The sequence below is a fragment of the Enterococcus casseliflavus NBRC 100478 genome, assembly GCF_001544095.1.
GTDB lineage: Bacteria > Bacillota > Bacilli > Lactobacillales > Enterococcaceae > Enterococcus_D > Enterococcus_D casseliflavus.
Window position 1 is genome coordinate 122,590 of the sequence record NZ_BCPT01000003.1, and the last position, 22,663, is coordinate 145,252.

General features: G+C 44.8%; 23 protein-coding genes. 18 read left to right on the forward strand and 5 right to left on the reverse strand.

Annotation, left to right across the window (positions count from 1 at the left end; translation table 11 throughout):
* The first annotated feature begins 3 nt into the window (after positions 1-3).
* From ECA1_RS03835 to ECA1_RS03855, 5 genes are read left to right on the forward strand one after another with little or no spacing between them, the layout of a single operon-like run.
* Entirely contained in the window at positions 4-306 is a 303-nt protein-coding gene (locus ECA1_RS03835; protein WP_005225455.1) for a PTS sugar transporter subunit IIB, read from the forward strand.
* Positions 307-337: 31 nt separating this feature from the next.
* Positions 338-1,627: a PTS sugar transporter subunit IIC gene (locus ECA1_RS03840; RefSeq protein WP_060791784.1), complete on the forward strand. Its 1,290-nt coding sequence runs from the start codon at positions 338-340 to the stop codon at positions 1,625-1,627.
* 18 nt (positions 1,628-1,645) lie between these two features.
* Positions 1,646-2,038 (forward strand): hypothetical protein, encoded by a 393-nt coding sequence (locus ECA1_RS03845; RefSeq protein ID WP_060791785.1) that lies wholly within the window; start codon positions 1,646-1,648, stop codon positions 2,036-2,038.
* Between the two features lie 22 nt (positions 2,039-2,060).
* The gene (locus tag ECA1_RS03850; protein ID WP_010747730.1) at positions 2,061-2,927 is read left to right on the forward strand and encodes a class II fructose-bisphosphate aldolase; all 867 of its coding nucleotides are present in this window, start codon (positions 2,061-2,063) and stop codon (positions 2,925-2,927) included.
* Positions 2,928-3,554, forward strand: coding sequence for a P-loop nucleotide/nucleoside kinase family protein (locus tag ECA1_RS03855; RefSeq protein WP_026008045.1), 627 nt, complete (start codon positions 2,928-2,930; stop codon positions 3,552-3,554).
* A 43-nt stretch (positions 3,555-3,597) separates the two neighbouring features.
* Here the strand turns inward: ECA1_RS03855 and ECA1_RS03860 are convergent, their stop codons facing one another.
* Positions 3,598-4,602, reverse strand: coding sequence for a DUF389 domain-containing protein (locus ECA1_RS03860; RefSeq protein WP_225582142.1), 1,005 nt, complete (start codon positions 4,600-4,602; stop codon positions 3,598-3,600).
* Between the two features lie 189 nt (positions 4,603-4,791).
* Here ECA1_RS03860 and ECA1_RS03865 point away from each other — a divergent pair, with 189 nt between their 5' ends.
* The 5 genes from ECA1_RS03865 to ECA1_RS03885 all read left to right on the forward strand — a co-directional run bounded on the left by ECA1_RS03865 (position 4,792) and on the right by ECA1_RS03885 (position 11,238).
* Complete coding sequence (locus ECA1_RS03865; RefSeq protein WP_010747733.1) at positions 4,792-5,391, forward strand: NUDIX hydrolase N-terminal domain-containing protein; 600 nt, start codon at positions 4,792-4,794, stop codon at positions 5,389-5,391.
* A 160-nt stretch (positions 5,392-5,551) separates the two neighbouring features.
* Positions 5,552-6,862 (forward strand): NCS2 family permease, encoded by a 1,311-nt coding sequence (locus tag ECA1_RS03870; protein ID WP_016610053.1) that lies wholly within the window; start codon positions 5,552-5,554, stop codon positions 6,860-6,862.
* Positions 6,863-7,234: 372 nt separating this feature from the next.
* Positions 7,235-8,230, forward strand: coding sequence for a LacI family DNA-binding transcriptional regulator (locus ECA1_RS03875; RefSeq protein WP_060791787.1), 996 nt, complete (start codon positions 7,235-7,237; stop codon positions 8,228-8,230).
* A gap of 146 nt (positions 8,231-8,376) precedes the next feature.
* On the forward strand, positions 8,377-9,753 hold the full coding sequence (locus ECA1_RS03880) for a PTS transporter subunit EIIC (RefSeq protein ID WP_060791788.1): 1,377 nt from the start codon (positions 8,377-8,379) through the stop codon (positions 9,751-9,753).
* Between the two features lie 42 nt (positions 9,754-9,795).
* Complete coding sequence (locus ECA1_RS03885) at positions 9,796-11,238, forward strand: glycoside hydrolase family 32 protein (protein WP_060791789.1); 1,443 nt, start codon at positions 9,796-9,798, stop codon at positions 11,236-11,238.
* A gap of 121 nt (positions 11,239-11,359) precedes the next feature.
* On the opposite strand, the gene ECA1_RS03890 is transcribed toward ECA1_RS03885, so the two are convergent.
* On the reverse strand, positions 11,360-12,031 hold the full coding sequence (locus ECA1_RS03890) for a cyclic nucleotide-binding domain-containing protein (RefSeq protein ID WP_010747738.1): 672 nt from the start codon (positions 12,029-12,031) through the stop codon (positions 11,360-11,362).
* A 92-nt stretch (positions 12,032-12,123) separates the two neighbouring features.
* On the opposite strand from ECA1_RS03890, the gene ECA1_RS03895 reads away from it, so the two are divergent.
* Both ECA1_RS03895 and ECA1_RS03900 read left to right on the forward strand, forming a co-directional pair.
* Positions 12,124-12,780: a YczE/YyaS/YitT family protein gene (locus ECA1_RS03895; protein ID WP_010747739.1), complete on the forward strand. Its 657-nt coding sequence runs from the start codon at positions 12,124-12,126 to the stop codon at positions 12,778-12,780.
* Between the two features lie 109 nt (positions 12,781-12,889).
* Positions 12,890-14,152 (forward strand): PTS sugar transporter subunit IIC, encoded by a 1,263-nt coding sequence (locus ECA1_RS03900; RefSeq protein ID WP_060791790.1) that lies wholly within the window; start codon positions 12,890-12,892, stop codon positions 14,150-14,152.
* 56 nt (positions 14,153-14,208) lie between these two features.
* Here ECA1_RS03900 and ECA1_RS03905 read toward each other — a convergent pair whose 3' ends face one another.
* Genes ECA1_RS03905 through ECA1_RS03915 form a run of 3 tightly spaced genes read right to left on the reverse strand, consistent with a single transcriptional unit; the run spans position 14,209 to position 16,391 of the window.
* A complete protein-coding gene (locus ECA1_RS03905) occupies positions 14,209-14,613 on the reverse strand; it encodes an arsenic metallochaperone ArsD family protein (RefSeq protein ID WP_060791848.1) in 405 nt (134 codons plus the stop codon).
* Positions 14,614-14,664: 51 nt separating this feature from the next.
* Positions 14,665-15,642, reverse strand: coding sequence for an ABC transporter substrate-binding protein (locus ECA1_RS03910; protein ID WP_060791791.1), 978 nt, complete (start codon positions 15,640-15,642; stop codon positions 14,665-14,667).
* A complete protein-coding gene (locus ECA1_RS03915; RefSeq protein ID WP_172462565.1) occupies positions 15,639-16,391 on the reverse strand; it encodes a polysaccharide deacetylase family protein in 753 nt (250 codons plus the stop codon). Before ECA1_RS03915 ends, ECA1_RS03910 begins: the two co-directional genes overlap by 4 nt.
* A gap of 96 nt (positions 16,392-16,487) precedes the next feature.
* Between ECA1_RS03915 and ECA1_RS03920 the strand changes: the two genes are divergently transcribed.
* The 6 genes from ECA1_RS03920 (at position 16,488) to ECA1_RS03945 (ending at position 22,633) form a co-directional block, all read left to right on the forward strand.
* Positions 16,488-17,207 carry an ABC transporter ATP-binding protein gene (locus ECA1_RS03920; RefSeq protein WP_236596070.1) on the forward strand — a complete coding sequence of 240 codons (720 nt, stop codon included), beginning with the start codon at positions 16,488-16,490 and terminating at the stop codon, positions 17,205-17,207.
* Positions 17,204-17,938 (forward strand): ABC transporter permease, encoded by a 735-nt coding sequence (locus ECA1_RS03925; RefSeq protein WP_060791794.1) that lies wholly within the window; start codon positions 17,204-17,206, stop codon positions 17,936-17,938. Before ECA1_RS03920 ends, ECA1_RS03925 begins: the two co-directional genes overlap by 4 nt.
* A gap of 113 nt (positions 17,939-18,051) precedes the next feature.
* Complete coding sequence (locus tag ECA1_RS03930) at positions 18,052-18,285, forward strand: DUF1858 domain-containing protein (protein WP_010747746.1); 234 nt, start codon at positions 18,052-18,054, stop codon at positions 18,283-18,285.
* On the forward strand, positions 18,282-19,595 hold the full coding sequence (locus tag ECA1_RS03935; RefSeq protein ID WP_060791795.1) for a DUF438 domain-containing protein: 1,314 nt from the start codon (positions 18,282-18,284) through the stop codon (positions 19,593-19,595). The genes ECA1_RS03930 and ECA1_RS03935 overlap by 4 nt, the downstream gene beginning before the upstream one ends.
* 214 nt (positions 19,596-19,809) lie before the next feature.
* Positions 19,810-20,634: a PRD domain-containing protein gene (locus ECA1_RS03940; RefSeq protein ID WP_205820711.1), complete on the forward strand. Its 825-nt coding sequence runs from the start codon at positions 19,810-19,812 to the stop codon at positions 20,632-20,634.
* A gap of 97 nt (positions 20,635-20,731) precedes the next feature.
* Positions 20,732-22,633 (forward strand): beta-glucoside-specific PTS transporter subunit IIABC, encoded by a 1,902-nt coding sequence (locus ECA1_RS03945; protein WP_060791796.1) that lies wholly within the window; start codon positions 20,732-20,734, stop codon positions 22,631-22,633.
* Positions 22,634-22,663 lie beyond the last annotated feature (30 nt).

Consider the following 22,663-nt stretch of genomic DNA (forward strand, 5'->3'; position numbering starts at 1 on the left):
ATCATGAACAAATTATCGATCTTATTCGTATGCGGTGCAGGTCTTGGCAGCAGCTTTGCGGCTCAGATGTCAACAGAAGATGTCTTAACGAAATTAGGAGTGGAGGCGAAATTGGATCATGTCGATATCTCATCAGCGGTATCAATGAAACCAGACATCATCATTACAGCAGAGAATTTCCGAACGCAATTTGAAAAGTTTGCTTTGGACCCGACAACCGCAATCATTTATTTACGCAACATCGTTTCAAAACCAGAAATCGAAGAAAAAATCACCCCAGTATTAACGGAAAAAGGCGCACTGTAAGGAAGAGGCATGACGAAGGGAGTTTGAAAAAATGGGCATCATCAATTTTATCATTGATAATATTTTAACGCAGGCATCGATCACGATCGCTTTGATCGCGATGTTAGGGCTGCTGCTTCAGAAAAAGTCAGCAGGTCAAGTCATTTCAGGAAGTTTGAAGACGCTATTGGGCTTCCAGGTTTTAAGCGCTGGTTCTAGCATCATCGTCGGTAGTTTGACCTATTTCGGCGAGATTTTCACAGAAGGATTCGACATGCAAGGCATAATTCCTTCCATCGAAGCCATCAACGGGCAAGCGATGAATGAGTTGGGCTTGGGTCGGGACATAGCGCTGACATTTTTAGCCATCTTTGTTTTTAATATTTTATTGGCACGCTTTACAAAATGGAAATATATCTTCTTAACGGGTCAAGCCATTTTATGGATGGCGACCATGACGACGGTCTTTGGCTATTTCGCTGGTTTACGGGGCGTTGTCTTGATTCTTGTCGGTGGGTTGATTGGAGCGATCTTTGCCGTAGCGATGCCAGCGATGGCTCAGCCCATCATCCGCAAAGTCACTGGGTCAGACGACATTGCTCTCGGACATTTCTGTACGATCGGCTACCTCTTTGAAGCAGGCGTTGCCTATCTGTTTGGAGAAAGAGGCGAGAAGAAAAAATCGATCGAAGACATCAAACTGCCACGTTCTTTTGAATTTTTACAAGATACCTATCTTTCTGTCATGGTCGTGATGGTTCCACTGTATATCGTGACGGTCTTGTTTGCTGGAGAAACCTTTGCTTCTACGCTCTCTGGTGATCAAAATTACATCATGTATGCCTTCTTGCAAGCCATTCAATTCGTGGTTGGGGTCTATGTTTTGCTAGCTGGCGTTCGGTTGCTCTTAGGCGAGATCGTCCCTGCGTTTCGTGGGATCGCCATGAAATTGGTGCCTGATGCAAAACCAGCACTCGATTGCCCAGTATTCTTCCCATATAGCCCAAATGCAGTTATTTTAGGCTTCATTACTACAACGATTGGGACAGTCATCGCCATGTTCGTCTTACCAGTCTTTGGCTTGGCGATGATCTTGCCAGGGATGCTGACGAACTTCTTTGCAGGCGGTACCGCCGGGATCTTCGGCAATGCGGTCGGTGGACGTCGAGGGGCGATCATCGGAGGGATCTTTCACGGCTTCTTCATTACGTTACTGCCAGCCCTACTTGTAACGATCTTCAATGAAATGGGCTTTGTTAACGCTACGGCAACTGATGTGGATACCGTTACGGCAGCCTTGCTATATGCTTGGATCATCAGTCCCTTATTGAAAAACTTTTAATCGCTAGGAGGAAGACGCATGTTCTCTTTTTTCAAAAAAGAAAAAAAGCCCACAGAAACACCAGCGGTTGTTTTGACCGCTGAAGAAAGCCAAGAGGCAGAAGCGCTTATTGCAAATCTAGAAAGTCAGTTGCAAGCAGAAACCGACATCGACGAACAAGCAAAATTGTATGAAGCGTTAGGCTTAGCGCAGGCAAAACTTTCCCGCACAGAAGAAGCGATCGACGCATTGGAAAAAAGCTTGCAGGCGAAAAAATCGATCGGGGACGGCTACAAAATACTGATGTCCCTTTACAATGCTCAGCGTGCCGCCGCCGCACGAAACGGCGACGATGCAAAGATCGACTATTACATGGACAAAATGGAAGAAATGCGGCAAATCGCCAAACAACTTATGATCAGCGGCAATTAAACTAGACGAGGTGGAATCAAGAATGTATACAACATTAAAAGAAGTAACGAAAACAGCAGAAGCATTGAATTTTACAGTGGGGGCTTTTAATACCCATAATTTAGAAATGCTGCCAAGTATGCTGCGGGCGGCCAAAGAGATGGGGGCACCCATCATCATTCAAACAAGTATCGATACGGCGAAATACATCGGCTATGATGTCTTGGTCAATGTCGTCAAAACGATTGCCGACCACGAGCTAGTAGATGCTGTCTTGCATTTGGATCATGCCAGAGATTTCGATGAGATCAAAGCGGCGATTGATAGCGGCTATAGCTCGGTGATGTATGATGGCTCGCATTTGCCCTTCAAAGAAAACATTTTGAAAACGCGCGCAGTCGTCGAATACGCTCATGCCCATGGGGTGTCCGTCGAAGGAGAACTAGGAACGATCGGCGGCACAGAAGAAGGCATTCATGTGGAAGAAGACGATAAAGTCTTCACACGCCCAGAAGATGCGGTAGAGTTTGTCGCTGCTACTGGCGTCGATGCGCTAGCCATCGCTATCGGAACCAATCACGGTCAATTCCGCTCCAAAACCGAAGTGAATGTTGAGTTATTGAAGGAGATCCATGCAGTCGTCGACGTGCCGCTAGTCATTCATGGAGGAACTGGCGTCAAAGAAGAAGATTATCCTGAATTGATCAATAACGGCATTCGCAAGTTTAATGTAGGTACTGAATTGTTGGTCAATTGGACGAAGATTGCGAAAGAAAATTTTGGGGCAACGGAAGTCAACAAATCTTTGCGCCACAACGTGATCCCATCCAATGAAGCCATCAAAGAAATCGTCAAGCACAAGATCGGCCTTTTCATGAATACGAAAGCGCCGACTGCGATCGGCAAATAGATGGTACGCAAAAAGATGCTTGTTTTATTAGCAGGCAGCCCTGGAACTGGAAAAAGTTATTTACTGAATCTGTTGAAGAAACGTTTTCCTGATCTTTTCGCTCTTACGCCAGATGAAATCAAAGAGTGCTATGCCGAATCCCTTGGCTTTGATTCATTGGCAGAAAAAGCCCAGATCGAAAAGCAGTATGTTTGGCCTTTTTACTATCAGGCATTGGGCTTGTACATGTCTTTAGGAAAACGGTTGGTGGTCTCGGAATACCCTTTTAGTGAAAAACAGAAGCCATTGCTAACTTTTCTCGCCCAAAGCTATGGTTATGAGTGCTTGACCATTCGCTTGACTGCTTCTTTTGAAACCTTATGGGAAAGACGTTACTTACGTGATCGAGCGGATGACCGCCATTTGAGTTTTATTATGGAACGGTACCATTACGGGGATGTACTGGAAGATAGACAAGCTGCAACCAACCATATAACCAAAGAAGCGTTTCGGCAAATCATCACTGATCGCCGTTACGATGACTTTCAGTTAGGAGCGCTTATCGAAGTCAATGTGGAAGATTACGAGCAAGTGGATTATCGCCCGTTGATCGAGAGAATCGCTGAACAACTCAATGACTTAAATTGAAGAAAAACAGGCGCTACACCTGAAAAGGGCAGCGCCTGTTTTTTTAGTCTAAGCCCAAAAATTTCGAAGTTCCTTGGTTTTGGACTTGGAGGATTTCGGCTAATACTTTGGCATCAAATTGACCCTCTTTATTGGCAGAATAGACATTGACCTTGAGCTGGTAGTCGGGCAAAGCATAGTTTTCAAGACTTGCTTCAAGCTGCGCGACCGCTTGTTTCGAGAGTGGTTCACCGACGAGTTTTAATTCAAGGGATTGTTTCTGCTCATTAAGTGTTTGCTCCAGCAAATAATGTTCCCCCAGTTTGGCTTCTACAAAACGCTTGGCATGGTATTCCGCGATGGTCGTTTGGATCGTCGTATAAACGAAGAAACTCCCAATGACCGTGATCGGTAAGGCAACCACGGCAAACTTCCACCATTTTTGGTGACGGAAATCTCCATACTGCAACAGCCAGATGGTAATGAACAAGGAAAAACAAATCAAAAAGGAATTGGTGAAGAAGAGTTGAGCAGACTCCCATGAAATCGAATAGTCTTTGATCGACAGCCCATAACCCGTCACACAAAGCGGCAAAATCAGGGACGTCCCGATGGAGACACCGATAATGACATCGTTGTCGCGGCCTCTGACTTTGGCAAAAGCCAGTGCGGAACCACCGATCAATGCGATGCAAATATCCCAAATCGTCGCAGACGTCTGGGTCATGATTTCAGGTGTTGTATCTTTGACTGGCGTGAGTAAGAAAAAGGCAAATGAGATGATAAGTACGATGATGACTTGGATGCTAAAGACCAGCAGCCCTTTTTTGACTAAGCGCAAGTGGGAAAGACCTAAACCAAAGCCGATCCCGTTGATCCCATTTAAAAGTGGCGAAATCAACATCGCCCCGATAATCGTTGTCGTAGAGTTGTAGTTCAAACCAATCGAAGCAATCAGCGTTGCACAAACTAAAAGTGCATAGACGAGCATCGTTTGGTCCATATCTTTTTGAATTTTTCCAATCAATTGTTCTTTGGAAACTAAATCAGGCGTTAAGTTCACATTCATCATCCTTTCTGAGAAAAATCGTTCTGCTCTTTTCATTGTCCCTTAAATCGGCTGATTTTACAAAAATCTGCGTCTATCAGGTGATGATAGCAACGAGAATTCAATGATTGGGTTGCCAATCTTTTGCAAAACCGCCGATTTCCTCTAGAATATGAAGCATATCAGATAAATGGAAAAGGTGGGGAATGGATGAAAGACTATTTTGCGCAATACAAACGCCTGTTATCGATCGCTGAAGCAGGTTTGTACTATGGCAAAGATGTGTACGATAAGGAACGTTACCAAGAGATCAAAGAGTTGGCATTGCATTTGATGAGTACCGTCGTGGATCAAGACGCAGCTGCGTTGACCCTTTTAACAGAAAAAAATGAGGGCTATCCTACGCCCAAAGTCGATGTACGAGCATTGATCCAAAAAGACGAAAAAATCTTGCTGGTGGAAGACAGCCTGACGAAAGAATGGTCACTGCCAGGAGGCTATGCAGAAATTGGCTTGACGCCACGGGAAAACATCAAAAAAGAAGTGCTGGAAGAAACTGGCTTACTCGTTGAGGTCAAGGAGCTGCGAGCAATTTTTGATACGAATCTAAGACCAGACATTCCGCAAGTGTTTCAATACTATAAGCTGGTCTTTGCCTGTGATGTTTTGGCAGGGGACTTCATCAAAAACAGTGAAACCTCCAACAGCGATTACTTTTCGTTGAAGGAGCTGCCGAAGCTTTCCATCAAGCGCACCACCAAGGAACAACTGGAGCAATTGGTGAATGAGAAGTCGTTACACGTTGATTAAAAACAGCTAAGGGTAAGATGTTGGAAAAAGCGTTTTATTGGTTTTTTTAACTGGATAATATTTACTTGCAGATAAAGTTGGTTTATGATTGATTTCGTCGTTTTCATTATAAAAAATCAAGCAATGGCGACACCTTTGCTTGATTGCTGGAGGAGTAAAAATGAAGAATCAAATCAATTCCTTTTTTGGGCTGGATGCCTTACAAACAACGGTCAAACGAGAAATCTTAGCTGGTTTTACCACCTTTATCTCGATGGCCTATATTTTATTCGTCAATCCAACGGTCCTTGGGGCATCTGGGATGGACGAAGGTGCCGTCTTTACGGCAACGGCGTTAGCCAGCGCATTGGGCTGTATCTTGATGGGGGTTTTAGCAAAATACCCGATCGCTACGGCACCCGCATTAGGGATCAACGCCTTCTTTTCTTATTCAGTCTGTATTGGAATGGGGGTTCCATGGCAAACAGCATTAGCGGGTGTGTTTGTGGCATCACTGATTTTCATCGTGATCACGATCTTCAAATTACGGGAGCTGATCATTGATGCGATCCCTGCTGATTTAAAATACGCCATCTCTGGCGGGATCGGTCTGTTCATCGCCTTTTTGGGATTGAGCGAAGGCGGGATCATCGTTTCCGATGATTCGACCCTTGTGGCACTAGGCTCATTGAGTGTCGGTACGACGTGGCTGACGATTTTTGGTTTAGTGATCACTGCCGTCTTGATGGTTCGCAGAGTTCCTGGTGGAATTTTTATCGGGATGGCCGCAACAACTGTTTTAGGTCTTTTGACTGGCTTGATCCAAGCACCATCCAGTATCGTTTCTGCTGCACCGAGTATTTCTTCCACATTCTTAGTGGCGCTAAACCATGTAGGAGACATCAACTCCCTGCAAATGTGGGTCGTAGTACTGACTTTCTTACTCGTCACTTTCTTTGATACGGCAGGCACCTTGGTGGGACTTGCCAATCAAGCGGGCTTTATGAAAGACAACAAAATGCCGCGGGTCGGCAAAGCACTTGCTTCTGACTCCACCGCCATGCTCGCTGGTTCTTTATTAGGGACCTCACCAGTAGGCGCATATGTCGAATCCTCCGCTGGGATCGCCGTGGGCGGTCGCTCTGGCTTGACTGCCGTGACGACTGGAGTTTTCTTCTTGTTCGGCTTGTTCTTTTCACCATTGCTATCCGTTGTTACTTCCCAAGTGACGGCACCAGCACTGATCGTCGTAGGCGTGCTGATGGCACAATCGCTACGAGAAATCAAATGGCACGAAATGGAAATCGCAATCCCAGCCTTCTTGATTCTACTAGGCATGCCGTTGACCTACAGTATCTCCGATGGGATCGCCTTGGGCTTCATCTTTTACCCAATCACCATGTTAGCAGCCAAACGGGGCAAAGAAGTCTCACCAATCATGTACGGCTTGTTCTTTGTCTTTCTTGGGTTTATGTGGATTTTGAATGTGTGAGAGAGACGTTTTAATGTAAACTTAGGATAGGATTTCAAGTAATAAAAAACCAGTTAAGCGTGGCTTAGCTGGTTTTTTATTATATGTCGCTTGCTATAAAAATGTTCAGAATTGAATAAGGATTTACTATCCGTGGTTTATATGCCGACGAATCAGGGCGTTGTATTGCTTAAAAAATATACTCAATGATCTGATCGATTTTCGCCATATCTTGTAAAGGGAGGTTTTAGTTTCTCTACCATTCATTGATTGTAAGATTACTTTGAAGTGAAACTTCATTCCAAAACCGCCCATCCCAACAATTTTCACGCAAAACCTGCGCTTTTCTTTCTGTTATTGTTATAATAAAAGAAAACGCAAAGGTGGGAAATCATGACAACGATCAAGGACATTGCTGAAAAGGCGGGAGTAGCGAAAAGTACGGTTTCCCGCTATCTGAACAATGGCTATATCAGTGAAGAAAAGCGCAAAAAAATTGATCAGATCATTGCTGAAACTGGCTATCGCCCCAATACATTTGCTCGTTCGCTGAAAGCCCAAGACACGAAATTGCTGGGCGTGATCATTCCTCGACTGAATTCACCATCGACAAATGATGTGTTGAAAGGGATCGATACGACGGCACGGGAAAACGGCTATCAAATGCTGATCACCAACTCTGATCAAAGCGATGAACGGGAATTAGAAAATATCGAAATGCTGGTTAAACAAAAAGTAGCAGGGATGATCCTGTTTGCGCGCAAAATCACACCGCAGCTGCAAGCGGTGCTGGCAGAGGTTCCTATGCCTGTTTTATTGTTAGGTCAACAGTTAGCTGGCATTCATTCCATCGTCCATGAAGATTATCAAGCTGGCAAAACCATGGCAGAATATGCAGTCAGCGCTGGCCACCGACGTTATTTATTTGTTGGTGTCAGCGAAAATGATTATGCGGTAGGTGTCTTGCGGAAAAAAGGGTTTCTTGATGTCTTGGCACAAACGCCCAACGTCAAAGTCGACTTTATCGAAACGTCCTTTTCAAGAAGAGAAACGTACCAAAAAGCCCTTGAGTTCTTGAAAGATCAATCGGCAACGTACATCGCCTGTGCTACCGACAATATTGCTGTTGCTGTATTGAAAGCCGCCCATGAACTAGGGTATCAAGTGCCGCAAGACTTTTCCTTAAACGGCTTTGGCGGCTATGATTCGACGGATTATGTCTATCCGACCATCACAACGACCCAATATCCCTATGTCCAATTAGGCATCGATGCCGTCTTAACGATCCAAAAACTGACGCAAGGGGAAGAGGTTCCTGAGGTGATCGAATTACCGAATAGATTAGTGGTCAAACAGTCGACTGCCAAGCTTGACAAGCAGGAGAAATAAAGCAAACATTTTTAGAGAAAACAGGACGTCCAGTCGCGGCGTTCTGTTTTTTTATTTTCTTTGCTTGCAATTGCAAACGGTTTCTGTTAATCTACAAATGTAGAACCGGTTCCACAAATGAACCGACGATCAAAGGAGTGGGAAAAATGAAGGAACAAAAAACGATCGACCAAGTGTTAGAAGCTGTTGGCGGCAAAGAAAATGTCAAAAACTTTGAACACTGTGCCACACGTTTGCGCTTGATTTTGAAAGACGATCAGTTAGTAGATAAAGACAAAGCGGAAGCAGTTGAGGGCAGCAAGGGCTATTTTTTCAACACGGGACAGCATCAGTTCATTTTTGGAACAGGGAAAGTCAATGAAGTTTATCAAACCTTCGCAGCAGAAATGGGCAATGACGCCTCCGCTGATAAAGCTGGCTTCAAAGACGATGTCTATTCGAATCTGTCACCCGTCCAAAAAGTTGTCCGCACGTTGTCAGATGTCTTGGTGCCATTGATTCCAGCTTTGGTAACGACGGGGCTTTTGATGGGGATTCGGGGATTATTGACCGAGTTGGGGGTCACTTATAGTGCTGACTGGTTAGCTATGTTTGAAATGTTAACGGATACAGCGTTTGCCTTTTTACCTGTTTTGATCGCCTATAGTGCGACGAAAAAATTCGGCGGTAATCCGATCATTGGGATCGTGGTAGGATTGATGATGGTGGCACCGCAATTGCCGAACGCTTGGGCAGTTGCCAGCGGGGATGCAGATCCATTGCACTTATTCGGTTTATCGATCTCTGGGTATCAAGGGTCGATTTTTCCAGCAATTATTGTCGGGCTCTTAGTTTCTAAGCTAGAAAAATGGTTCCGTAAATTTGTTCCGCAAATGATGGACTTGATTGTGACACCATTCTTAACGATTGTCATTACTTTAGGTTTGATTTTGTTTGCGTTAGGACCAATCTTGCAAGTAGCTGAAAGAGCAGTCATCAACAGTATCGTCTACTTGGTGCAAGCACCATTGGGCATCGGTTATATCATTTACGGAGGGGTTCAGCAAGTGATCGTGATCACTGGATTGCACCATTCGTTAAGTATTATTGAGTTAGGGTTATTGAATACGACAGGCGAAAACGTCCTACAAGTCTTAGGTACAGCAAGTATGGCGGGACAATTTGGGGCAGCGATTGCTGCGGCATTTATTTATAAAAACAAAGTCAAACGCTCAAATGCCATCAGTGCGGCGGTTCCAACCTTATTTGGGATCACGGAACCTTTACTATTTGGGGTCAACTTACGCTCGATGCGCATTTTTGGCGCAGGCATGCTGGGAGGCGCAGTCGGCGGGTTTGCGACGTATGTCTTCCAATTAGCTGCCACTGGGATGGGCATCACTTTTATACCAGGACTGTTGTTGTATACTGGAGATTTCGGTGCCATGCTGAAATACGTTGTCGTGATTTTGATTGCCTTTGGTGTCGGTTTTGCTGGTGTCCAATTGCAGCGCAAACCGCTAGCCAAAGAGTTGAACCAATAAATAATCCCTTGCTGTTCATCGCAAGAGAAAAGAGGTACCACATTGTTAACGAAGGAATACTGGGCACAGCTTGCCCAAACCCAAAACGATTTAGCAGAAAAAATCAGTGCTGATGCGTGGCGCTTGAACTATCATTTGATGCCAGAAACAGGATGGATGAACGACCCGAATGGTCTTTGCCAATTCAAAGGCGTGGTTCATTTTTACCATCAATATGTACCGCAAACACCCCATGGCGGGGAACCACCCCACTGGGGACACAAAACGTCGACGGATTATGTCACGTTTCAAGAAGAAGCGCTGTTTCTTTCTCCCGAACACGACTATGACAAAGATGGGGTCTACTCGGGTTCTGCCTTTATCGAGAATGACACGATCCATTTCTTCTATACTGGGAATGTCAAACATCCTGGTGATCATGACTATACCTTTAGTGGACGAGAACAAAACACGGTCCATGTAATCAGCAAAGACGGCTATACCGTCGAAAAGCAAGAAGTCGTGATTCCTCATGAGGACTACCCTGAAGGATTTACCGATCATATTCGTGACCCAAAGGTTTTTGCCCACGAAGACACCTACTATATGCTGCTAGGCGCGCGTACGTTGGAAAACGAAGGCAAAATTTTGATTTATGAATCGACGGATTTAAATGATTGGACCTATCGAGGAATCTTTTTCGGTGAGGACTATGCTCTAGGCTACATGTGGGAATGCCCAGACTACTTCCATTTAGATGGCAAAGATGTGTTGGTCTTCTCACCGCAAGGCTTGGCAGCCAAAGAACATGCCTACCAAAATATTCATCAATCAGGGTATCTGATTGGTGAGGTGGATTGGGAAACCCTGACGTTTAAAGAAACTTCTGCGTTTCGTGAACTTGATTATGGGTTTGACTTCTATGCCCCGCAAACCTTTGAAGATGAGCAGAAACGTCGGATCTTGTGGGGCTGGATGGGGCTAGGGGATACCAGTCCTGAATACAGCAATCCTACGATCCCTCGCGGATGGCAGCATGCCGCAACGCTGCCAAGACAGCTTTCTGTCAAAAATGACCAGTTGTATCAACAACCTTTGCCAGAATTCCAAAAATTACGAGACAAGCAAGTCAGCCAAAAAATTGTGCTTTCAGAGAAACCGCAGCACTTGTCTTTCGATGAATTGGCATATGAGTTGCAAGTTACGGCGGAAGCCCCATTGCAGCAGTTCCAGCTGGGGCTTTTGCAAGATACGACTTTGGCTTATGAAGCTGGTGTCTTCACGATCCATCATGGCGTTTCTGGCTACGGTCGTAAACAGCGCAGTGTCAAGGTCGATGAACTGACGCAGCTGCAGATTTTTGTCGATACGTCTTCGATTGAGATCTTTCTAAATGGCGGGCAATATTGTTTGACCTCTCGCGTGTATCCCAAACGGACCGAGGCGATCGCTCTCAGCGGAACCGGCACGGTTTGTGTCAATGCTTGGGCATTGGCGAAAAATTAAAGCAACGATCCGAAAACGACAGCAAACAGTTGGTTTTTCTTGTTGCACCCCCAAGAGTCAGCTTTTTCTCTGGCTTTTAGGGGGGCATCATACCAACTATTTTGCTGTCGTTATTTGCTTGTTACTGCTTTTGTTGGTTTTGGATAAAGGTCTGCAGCGCAGGCGCATCGATCCGATAGCCGTCTGCAGTTTTTGTGACTAGTTTTTGCGTTTTGAAATCTTTTAAGGTATACGTTAAATGGCGATAGCTCACGCCTAAGTATTCTGCGGTCTCCGTCAATTTTTCTTGAAAAAGATCATCGATCGAAGCTTCCAACAGTAGATGAGCAAGGCGCCAAGCTAAGGGATAGGTTTGATTGACGGAAAAATGATCCATACGCAGCAGCAATTTTTCACCGATAGTTTTGCCTAGTGTTTGTACGAAAGCCAGGTCTTGCATGAGCCCGTGAGCTGCTGCTTGCATCGGAATGCCCAGACATGTTGTTTCACCGATCGCAACCACGGTTTTCGGTACTGTTTCGGCGCCAATCAACGTGAGATCGCCAATGCAATCACCAGGATGGAGAAACTGCAGCAAGGCACGTTTGCCGTTTTCTTGTGTTTGAATGATCTTGGCTTTGCCAGTCAATAGGACGAAAAAGACCGACATCGGCACCGTTTCTTTTTGGATCGCTTCTCGATGATCAAAGGTCCAGAGGGCACTTTGTTGTAAAATCTCCTCAGGAATCGGCAAAGGGCAGTTTTCTTTGATTGGTACCTGCTTTATTGCCAAGGCATAAGCGGTTTTTTTCACTTTTTTCCTCCGAACTAGGAGAAATCTCCTATTTGTTTTTAGCCAGTATAGCACATACTTAGAAAAGCAAAAAAGAAAGTGTGAGAGAAAAAATGAATAAAAAGCAATGGATAGGATCAGGGATTTTTTATGGGCTGAGTGCATTCGGGATCAGCTTGACCATTAAAGCAAGCGTTGGGGTCAGTAGTTTTAATGCCTTGAATGTTACGCTGGCAACGATGTCAGGAATCAAAGTCGGCACCATCACAACAGCCATCAACTTGGGCTTTTTAGCTGCCTGTTGGCTATTGGATCGGCGGCAGACATCCCTCAAACAAAAAGGCAGTGAGTACTTGATTATGTTTTTTGCTTTGCTGGCATTCGGCTATTTGATCAATGGCTTTGTTTACTACTTCTTGGCATCACTGCACTTGACGAATTATTGGAGCCAACTAGCTGCTTTGATCGGTGGGATCTTGATTTCTGGAACGGCGACGGGGCAAGTCCTACGGTTGCAGGTCTTGAAATTTCCAATCGAGCACTGGTGTCATTTGCTGGCGCAACGCAGTCGTTGGACATTTAAGCAGTACCGTTATGGCGTTGATGCAGTCTGTATTTCGGGGGCACTCTTGCTAGCGATCAGTTTGGGCTTACCGCTAGCGGTGAGGGAAGGGACGGTCATTAGTTTCTTTTTGCTGTCAGGTGCTATCGCTTGGTCGAAGGAACGTGATTTGGCAGCGGCTTTACCCATTTGGCAAAGAAACAGTTAGCCAGTAGTATTCTTGGAATTGGGAAGGCGTCGAGTGTTCTAAAAATGCAGAAAGCGTTTTTTATGCTACTCTTATTAAAAAAGCGAGATATTTAGTAGGAGGAGACAGGATGAATCGGTTGATTGAAGGGTTTCAGGAAAATTTTGCACCAAAATTGGTTAGGATCAGTGAAAATCGGTTTTTAGTTGCCGTGCGCAACGGAGTCGCCGTTACGATGCCGCTGACGATAATCGGCAGTCTCTTTTTGATTTTAGCCAATCTGCCTTTTCCTGGCTGGACCGAGTTTGTCGGGGAATTTGGCGTCAAACTAGGCGCCGCCAGCAATTTTACATTTGGAATTTTGGGACTGGCCGCTTGTATCGGGATCGCCTACTATTTGGCGGCTTCGTATGAGATCGATCGGATCGGTTCTGTCGTGTTGGCAGTCTGCGCGTTTTTGCTGCTGCAGGCGGGGGAAGAATGGACGATCGATCCAGCTTCTTTGGGGGCGTCTGGTCTGTTTACAGGAATCGTCACAGCGATTGCGACAGTAGTGATCCATCGCTTTTTTCTCAAGCGCCGCTTAGTGATTCGGATGCCAGCAGAAGTGCCGCCCGCAGTTGCCAAGAGTTTTTCGGTCTTGCTTCCTGGAGCTGCCATCATCACTGGTGCCTGGGTGATTCGGGTCTTGTTGGAATTTAATGTCAATCAATTCGTGCAAGCCATCTTTTCACCGCTGGCAGTTGGTCTAAACACATTGCCTGGGATGCTGTTGTATACCTTTTTGATTTTGTTGCTTTGGTGCTTAGGGATTCATGGCAGCAATGTGATGGGGAGTATCGGCGATCCGATTTTTCTAGCTTTATTAGCAGCCAATACCGAAGCCTACACTGCAGGCGAACCGTTACCGAACATTTTTGCAGGCGGGTTTTATATCATGTTTTTGTGCTATGGAGGCACTGGTTCAACACTGGGGCTGATCATCAACATGTTAGTTTCAAAGAAAAAAGCCTATCGTTCCCTAGGGAAGATGGCTTTGCCCTCTGCTATTTTTTGTATCAATGAGCCAATCATTTTTGGGTTTCCGATCGTGATGAACCCTATTATGATGATTCCTTTCATCCTGACACCCCTTGTATTATGTGTCGGAACGTATTTCTTGTCGGTCACCAATGTCATTGGGCGAATCATGTTCAATCCACCGTGGACCACACCGCCCTTTATCAATACTTACCTTGCAACCGGCGGCAATATCCCTGCTGTTCTTTGGAGTATCGCTTCCTTACTGATTAGTGTGGCGATCTACTATCCATTCTTTAAAATCAGCGAACGAAGTTTAACGGAAGAAGAAAAAGGCGTTACCGACGCAGTTGCCGCGAAGGGGGAGAACTAAACGCTTATGATTGGCACGTGGTGCGTTGTTTTGTCTGGCAAAGAAAACAGTGGCTGCTACTCATCAAATTGCACAGTGATCCCAGATTTCGTCAATTGTTCACATTCACGGATCGTTGGCAAGCGGCCTTGGCAAAATAGCTGATCGTCGACATACACGAGTGGCAGACAGCTGCGGCCATTGCTTGCTAATTGCTGCTTGACGGCTTGATTCGTATGAAAAGGGGCAGGATCTTCTGCAAAAAAATATTCGTCGATTGTTAAAGGTTCGTTATGAAATGTTTGATGAGCCTGGGTCCTTTCTTCATTTATTTTTAACTGGTGAGTCAAGTGTGCTTCCCAAGTATCTTCTTTCTGCTCGGTATAAACAGCAATCGTTGGCATTGCATCAAATCCTTTCATGGCAGCTGATTTGTCAAAAGTATACCTGAATTTCTTGCTACGAGCAAAAAAGAGTATCAAAAAGAAGTGAAACAACAAAAAAAGACGCAAATGCGTCTTTTTTGTTGTTTCTTATTCGTCAGCGGGTAAAAAATCGAAATTGGTCAACTCGTTGTAAGAATACGCTTGGTCGATTTGACCCTTGTCTTTCGTCCAAGCAATGATTGCGTCGAATTGCTCTTGCGGCACTGCCTGGGCATACGGATAGTCTTCCTGGCTGTCTAAGTAGGTACTCATAGCATCGGGAAATTGATAGTCTGCCAAGATGTCGGCATAGTCTTTTGCTGAATGAGCATTCATGTAATCGATGGCTTCGTTGTAAGCAGTGTAGAATGCTTTTAGGTCTTGCGGGCGATTTTGGATAACTTCGTCCATAAATTGCAGTGTGCCGCCTTTGATGCCAGCATCTTTAGAGCTGCCTAAAACAATCGCCCCTTGGGCAGCCAACATGCTGGCTTGCGGTTCCGTATAAACAGCGCCATCGACTTGGTCACTGAGCAATGCTTCGGAACGGGCAGAAAAAGAAGCGATATCCACGATGTCATAGGTAAAATCATTTTCCTGTGCAAATTGGTCCATGATGTATTCTAAAATGAAATTCGGTACAAGGGTGATTTTTTTATCCGCTAACCCTTTCATCTCAGTGATCCCTGAATTCGGTGAAGCGAGAATCTTGAAGTTTTCCAAAATATCAGAAGTGATCGTCATATCAATGCCGTTTTGCTTAAAGGTCGCTTCTGTCATGACATCGCTGATCGTACCATCCAGCTCGCCTGCCTGCACCGCCACATTGCGGTCATTCGGGGAAGTGAAGGATTTGAGTTCCACAGTCAATCCTTGCTTTTCGAAAAAGCCTTCTTCTTTTGCTAGAATGATCGGAATCGCTGATTCTGCTGGTAACACCCCGATCGTCAATGTTTGATCTGTGACCGCAGCTTCTGTACTGCTAGTGCTGGAATTGCTGGTACTTGCTGTTTCGCCAGTGTTACCGCATGCGGCAGCGCCAACAGCGAATAGTGCTAGGATACTTGCTAAAATCGTTTTTTTCATTGGTTCATTTCCTCGTTTCTAAATCGTTGTTCAAAAGCAGCCATTGGTAGTGAGAACGGGATGACTGCCCGATGGAGTTCCATTGGCTTGGTTTGTGCCGTGTTGATACCTGGTTTGGTGGTAAATGCTAGAACAAAGCCTTCCTTTTCCAAGGTAGCGATCGTCTGCGGATCATAAAAACCAAAGGGATAGGCAAAAACATCCTTGATGGCCACGTGCTGATTGCAGCTTCGTAAGTCTTGCGCAAAGGCTGCTGGTGTTTCCCACATTGAACGCCCTTGCTGGTCCTTGCGTTCGTGAAAATGATCGGTATGGTTGGCATATTCGAAGACATCGCTCATTTCGGCTAATTCGGAGCCGCTCAATGTCCGCGAAACTTCTGGCTCGTAAGGCTGAGGGGCATCAAAAAGCCAGCCAGTCACGACAAAGGCTGTTGCCTTGAAACCAGCTTCTTTCAACAGTGGGTAGGCATATTCTTTCATCGATTGATAACAGTCGTCAAAGGTCAGCAACACGGATTTTTCTGGTAGCGGCTGCTGCTGGAAATAAAAATCTTTGACTTCTGCAAGGGTCAACGTATGGTAATTTTCTGCTTTCAAAAAGTCGATTTGTTGTTTAAAATGAGAAGTGCTACTGAATAAGGGCAGAGGCAAGGCATCTTGATACCCGTCTGCGACTTTGATCGGGCGGACCTGATCATAAAGTTCTGCTTCGGGACGTATTTCATGAAATACGAGGGTCTGAAACATCATAAACCATCCTTTCTTGTCAATCACGCAAAAAATAGTATAGCATAAAATGTGAAAACCAACACAAATAATTTGAAGAAAGAAGTTTATTCTCTGATGAGTATTCTATTCGATTCCGTTTCCTTTACCTATGGAGACACCGCCATTTTTAAAAACCTTTCGTTTTGTTTTGAACAAGGCGCGACTTATGTGCTGCTGGGAGAATCGGGGATTGGCAAAAGCACGCTTTTATCCTTGATCAAAGGGTTGCAGCGACCGCAATCAGGCACGATCACTTACCAAGGCTGTTCCCCTGACAACATCGAGGTCGTTTTCCAAGAACTGCATTTGTTTCCTTGGCAAACAGTCTACCAAGCACTGGAAATGCCGCTACTCATCAACCAAATCCCTAGTGAGAGTCGTAAAAAACGGGTCGCCAGCTGTTTGGCTGAGTTGGGATTGACGCAGGTGCAGGACCGCTATCCGCATCAGCTTAGCGGCGGTCAAAAACAGCGGACCGCCATGGGGCGGGGACTGATCACACAGCCCGATGTTTTATTATTGGATGAGCCGACTGCTTCGCTGGACCAAGAAACCAAAGCAAACGCCCAAGCCATGATCGCTGCCCAACAGCAGCGCAGACAAAACAGCTTGATTGTGGTGACCCACGATCCAGAAGAGGCAGTGTTTTTGGGGCAGACGATTTTGCTGCTAAAAGATCAGGGCGTTACGCCGATCAGTAATCCATTTTACGGCAGCCAGCAGGAACGAGATTCGTTGGCTTTTTATGAAGTCGTCTTGCAGTTGAAAGAACAAATGAGGGAGGCGAGGCAATGAAACCCATCAAATCTTTTGCTTGGGGCTTCTGTTCGTTTGTCGTGGTTTGGTGGGGCGTAAGCTGGGTGACCAACAATCGCTCACTGCCTAATCCTTTAGAAACGGCCGAACGTTTTTGGGCACTGCGAGAAGTCTTACTGATCCACGCAGGTGCCAGTTTGCTGCGGGTATTTGCGGCGTTGAGTGGGGCGTTGCTAGTCGGGGTGCCGTTAGGAATCTTGATTGGGCGATCCCAAAGAGAGGATCGGCTGCTTGGTCCACTGCTTTACTTTTTATATCCGATTCCTAAAGTTGCGTTTTTACCCGTCTTTATGATTTTCTTTGGCTTAGGCAATCTCTCAAAAATTCTCTTGATTTTTGCGGTGATCGTCATTCAAGTGATCGTCTCGATTCGTGATGCAGTCACGAAGATCCCACCAGCGTATTTTCAGGTCATGAAAAATTATACCAACCAATGGCGCCATGTCTTGCGCTTCGTTATTTTGCCCGCGCTCATGCCCGCGCTTTTTGCCAGTGTGCGGGTCAGTATCGGGATCGCGTTGGCTTCCCTCTTTTTTGCCGAAAATTATAACACGACGTATGGTGTCGGCTATCTGATCTTAAGTGCGTGGTCAAAAATGGACTACCCACAAATGCTTTCGGGTATCCTCCTGATTGCTTTGATGGGCTATCTGCTTTTTGCCAGTATCGATTGGTTGGAAAAAGTGGTGTGCCGTTACCGACAATCTTAGAAAAAAATGATCGATTGATGAATGTTTGCGGCAGTTCGTGTATTTTTGAACAAAATGATTTATACTAAGGATATCTTATTGAGAATCATTCTCACTGAAAGGAAGACCTTACTATGAAAGAAATCGATCTGTCAAAAACGCTCTATGAACTTGTGGCACAATACCCTGAAATACAAGAAATCATGAGTCAACTAGGGTTTACGGCGATCAATCAACCAGGGATGCTGCAAACTGCTGGACGTTATATGACAATACCCAAAGGTGCTCAGATGAAGAAGATCCCCTTGGAAATGGTTTGTCTCGCTTTCGAAAAACAAGGGTTTCTTGTGAAAGGAGCGACGAAATGAAAACTAACAGTCAAAGACAAGAACGGATCGTCGAAATACTGAGTTTGCTTCACCAAGGCGGTTCCTTTGAAGAGGCTAAACGCTTGTTTAACGAAGAATTTGATGGTGTGGATGTGACGGAGATCACTGCTGCTGAAAAAGCTTTGATCCAAACGGGGTTGGACCCTTCTGAGATTCAGCGTTTGTGCAATATTCATGCTGCTGTTTTCAAAGGATCGATCAATGAGATCCATCACTCCAATGAAGAATATGGGCAACCAGGCCATCCTGTTCATACCCTGAAATTGGAGAACCAAGTCCTGCAATCCCTGTTGACCGATGAGATCGACAGCCTCTTAGCCAAAATCAAAACCGGTGACTGGACGCCTAAAAAGCGGCTACAAGCTGCCTGCAATGATTTAATGCAGATCGACAAACACTATGCGCGAAAAGAAACGTTGATTTTTTCTTACATGGAGAAGTACGGCATCACTGCGCCGCCAAAAGTGATGTGGGGTGTTGATGATGATATTCGGGTTATGATCAAAGCGCTCAATGAGCTTTTGGCATCCGAAAAAGCTGCCTATAATCCAATCGCTGTCCAATGGGAAGCAGTCAAAAACGAGATCGAAGAGATGATTTTCAAAGAAGAAGAAATCATGGTGCCCATGACGCTGGATGTCTTCAGTCTTAAAGATTGGGAACAAATTGCGGCTGACAGCTTTGACATCGGCTTTGCCTTTATCCCAGAACCGCTTCCTTGGAAACCGAGCCAAGAAGCCCTTGAAAAGGAACAGGCGGCAGAACCCGCACGGCAAGCGGCGATCAAACAAGCCCAAGAAACAACCGCTGGCATCGCAGCCGGTTTAGGATTCAATGACTTTCAAGTCACAGAATCGGAAGATTCGCCGCAAATTGCTGAACAGCCGACCGTTTCATTGCCTACTGGTAATCTGCAATTTGAGCAATTGGTGGCCATTTTTCAAACGCTGCCAGTGGACTTGACCTTTGTAGATAGTGAAGAGCGGGTGCGCTTTTATTCAGAAGGCAAGAGTCGCGTCTTTCCACGAACGAATTCGGTTTTAGGTCGTGAAGTCGTCAACTGCCATCCACCGAAAAGCATGCATCTCGTGCAACAGATTTTGGATGATTTTCGAGCGGGTACAAGGGAGACAGCTGAATTTTGGATCGATATGCGGGGCCGTAAAATCTATATTCGCTACTTTGCATTAAAAAATGAAGCAGGCATCTATTTAGGTTGTCTAGAAGTCACGCAAGACATTACAAAGATCCAAAAAATCGAAGGGCAAAGCCGTTTGCTGGACCAGTGAGCAGTTTGGAGAAAGCCTGATCCGTGTCTATTTGAAACGAAGCAAAAAAAGAAAAATCAATAAAACGCTTGCAACGTTTCTAGAAAAATAGTATAGTAAAGGCAATCAAATGGGTAGTTACTGATAATGCAGGCTATACCTTTTTACGTGTGTATGGATCCTACACATGTATTAAGGTATCGCCTTTTTTCATTTTAAGGAGGTGAGAAGCGTCTTGAAGATCAAAAAAATCTTAAACAACAATGCAGTTTTGGTCGGACAAGATGGCAAAGATTTTATCTGGATCGGTACCGGCCTTGGCTTCAAAATGAAACCAGGACAAACCGCCGATGAATCAAAAATTGAAAAAGTGTTTGTGCTTCATAAGAACAAAGTTTCCGAGCGGTTTTTAAGTTTATTGTCATCCATACCAACAAACTATGTGTCTTTAGCGGATGATATTATCTCACTTGCAAAAGCGGAAATAAAACAGGAGTTAAGCGAGACGCTGTATGTATCACTTACCGATCATCTGTATAACCTGTTCAAACTGCATGAACAAGGAATCACAGTTACGAACCGATTATCATGGGAAATAAAAAAGTTTTATCCGCAGGAATTTGAAGTTGGTAAAAAAGCATTGGAAATGATCGGACAAGAAACAGGGGTCGTCTTTGAGGAAGAAGAAGCAGGAAATATAGCAATGCATTTGATCAATGCACAAGTAACAGATGAGGTTGATCAGCCAAAAGATGTCCAATCGATTGCAAAAAAGATTCGCGATATTATTTCACTTATACGATTTTCAAACAAGATACAAATTGATGAAAACTCTTTGGCATTCGATCGATTTATCACCCATTTGCGCTTTTTTTTCCAACGATTGAAGGCTCGACCAGATGTGGTAAAAGCAAATCCACTATTGGGACACGTGAGTGGACAGTATGCAGACGCTTATAAGACGATGCTTTTGATTGAAAAGTATTTAGATGTTCCCTTGAACGATGATGAAAAGCTGTACTTAACATTACACATTCAAAAGTTAATAGAGAACGAATAAAGGTTGTTACTGATAATGCAGGCAAGACTGATAATTATTCCATCAAGGAATAGTTATTTGTCTTGCTTTTTATTTTTACATTGAAAGGATGAGAACGATGGCATATCAAGAATTGGTCGATGAAATTTTAAAAGGAGTCGGCGGAAAAGAAAATATCAATGGGGTGACCCACTGCATCACAAGACTGCGTTTTGATTTAAAACATGAGGAGCAAGCAGACACCGAAACACTGAAAAAGACGAAAGGGATCGTGACAGTCGTTCAAAGCGGCGGTCAATACCAAGTCGTGATCGGCAATCATGTGCCAGAGGTGTACCAAGAATTTGTTCAACATGCAGGATTGGCAGGAAATGATGCGGCACCTTCGGGAGAAAAGAAAGGACCGCTGGATGCTTTTATCGATGTGATCTCCAGTATCTTTACACCTGTATTGGGTCTTCTAGCTGCCACAGGAATGATCAAAGGATTAAATGCGCTATTTGTTTCTTTGGGATGGATTGAGAATACGTCAGGAACCTATGCGATTTTGCAAGCAGCAGGCGATTGTTTCTTCTACTTCTTTCCAATCTTTTTAGGATATACCGCAGCGAAAAAATTTGGTTTAAAGCAATTTGTCGGTATGGCGATCGGTGCTGCCCTTGTTTATCCAGCCTTGTCTGGCTTGACAGCAAATGCCGAACCGTTGTATACCTTGTTTGCAGGAACTGTTTTTGAATCGCCTGTTTATGTCACTTTTTTAGGAATACCAGTCATTCTAATGAGTTATAGTTCCAGCGTTATTCCAATCGTCATTGCTACCTATTTTGGTGCCAAATTAGAAAAAGGCATTACAAAAATCATTCCTAGTATTGTACGGAGTTTCTTAGTTCCTTTTCTAACCGTCTTGATCATGGTTCCGCTGACTTTCATTGTCATTGGTCCGATCGCGACGTGGATCGGCAATTTGTTGGGTGCGGCTGTGTTGGCGATCTATAACTTCAGCCCAATTATTGCAGGGATTGCAGTTGGTGCTGTTTGGCAAGTGTTGGTCATGTTTGGTCTTCACTGGGGAATCATTCCGATCGCAATCAACAATATTGGTGTTCTTGGTTACGACCCAGTGATGGTCTTAGGACAAGCGACTCCATTTGCGACCGCAGGAGCTGTGCTGGCAGTTATTATTAAGTCTAGAAATAATTCTATTCGGGCAATCGGGATTCCCGCATTTATTTCCAGTCTGTTTGGGGTATCGGAGCCATCCTTGTACGGTATCACGTTGCCTAGAAAAAAACCATTTATTGCGACCTTGATTTCAGCCTCGATCGGCGGATTGATCATGGGTGCCATGGGAACAAAATCTTTTATTATAGGTGGGATGGGTATCTTTAGTTTACCCAACTACATTGATCCGACAGAAGGCATCGGAAGCGGGTTTTATGGGTATGTATTAGCGATCACTGTAGCATTCGTCTTATCATTTATTTTAACGATTACCTTCTTGTATGATCCGCAAGAGGATCGGCAAGAAGCAACAGCTAGTGATAATGAAGCCTCACCTTTGATCCAATCAGAAAGAGCAGCGAAAGAAATCACTTTTTCGCTACCATTAACAGGCATCGTTTTGCCTTTGTCGGCAGTAGAAGATCAAGCATTTGCAAATGGACTATTAGGAAAAGGCTTAGCAGTTTCACCAGATGAAGGACTGGTTCGAGCACCTTTTGACGGAGTAGTTGAAACACTGTTTCCAACGAAGCATGCGATTGGCTTGAAGTCGGACGATGGCGTGGAAGTGTTGATTCACATCGGCATGGATACAGTGAACTTAGATGGTCGTTTTTTCGAAACAAAAGTCAAGCAAGGGGATCAGGTCAAGCAAGGAGAGGTATTGCTTACATTTGATAAAGAAGAAATTGAAGAGGCAGGATACTCGTTAGTGACGCCGATTGTCGTTACGAATACTTCCGCATACTTAGATGTGATCGCTGATGATAATCGAGGGGCGATAACGATCGTCAAGTAGTCGCAATGACCAAGAAAAGGAAAGAAAAGA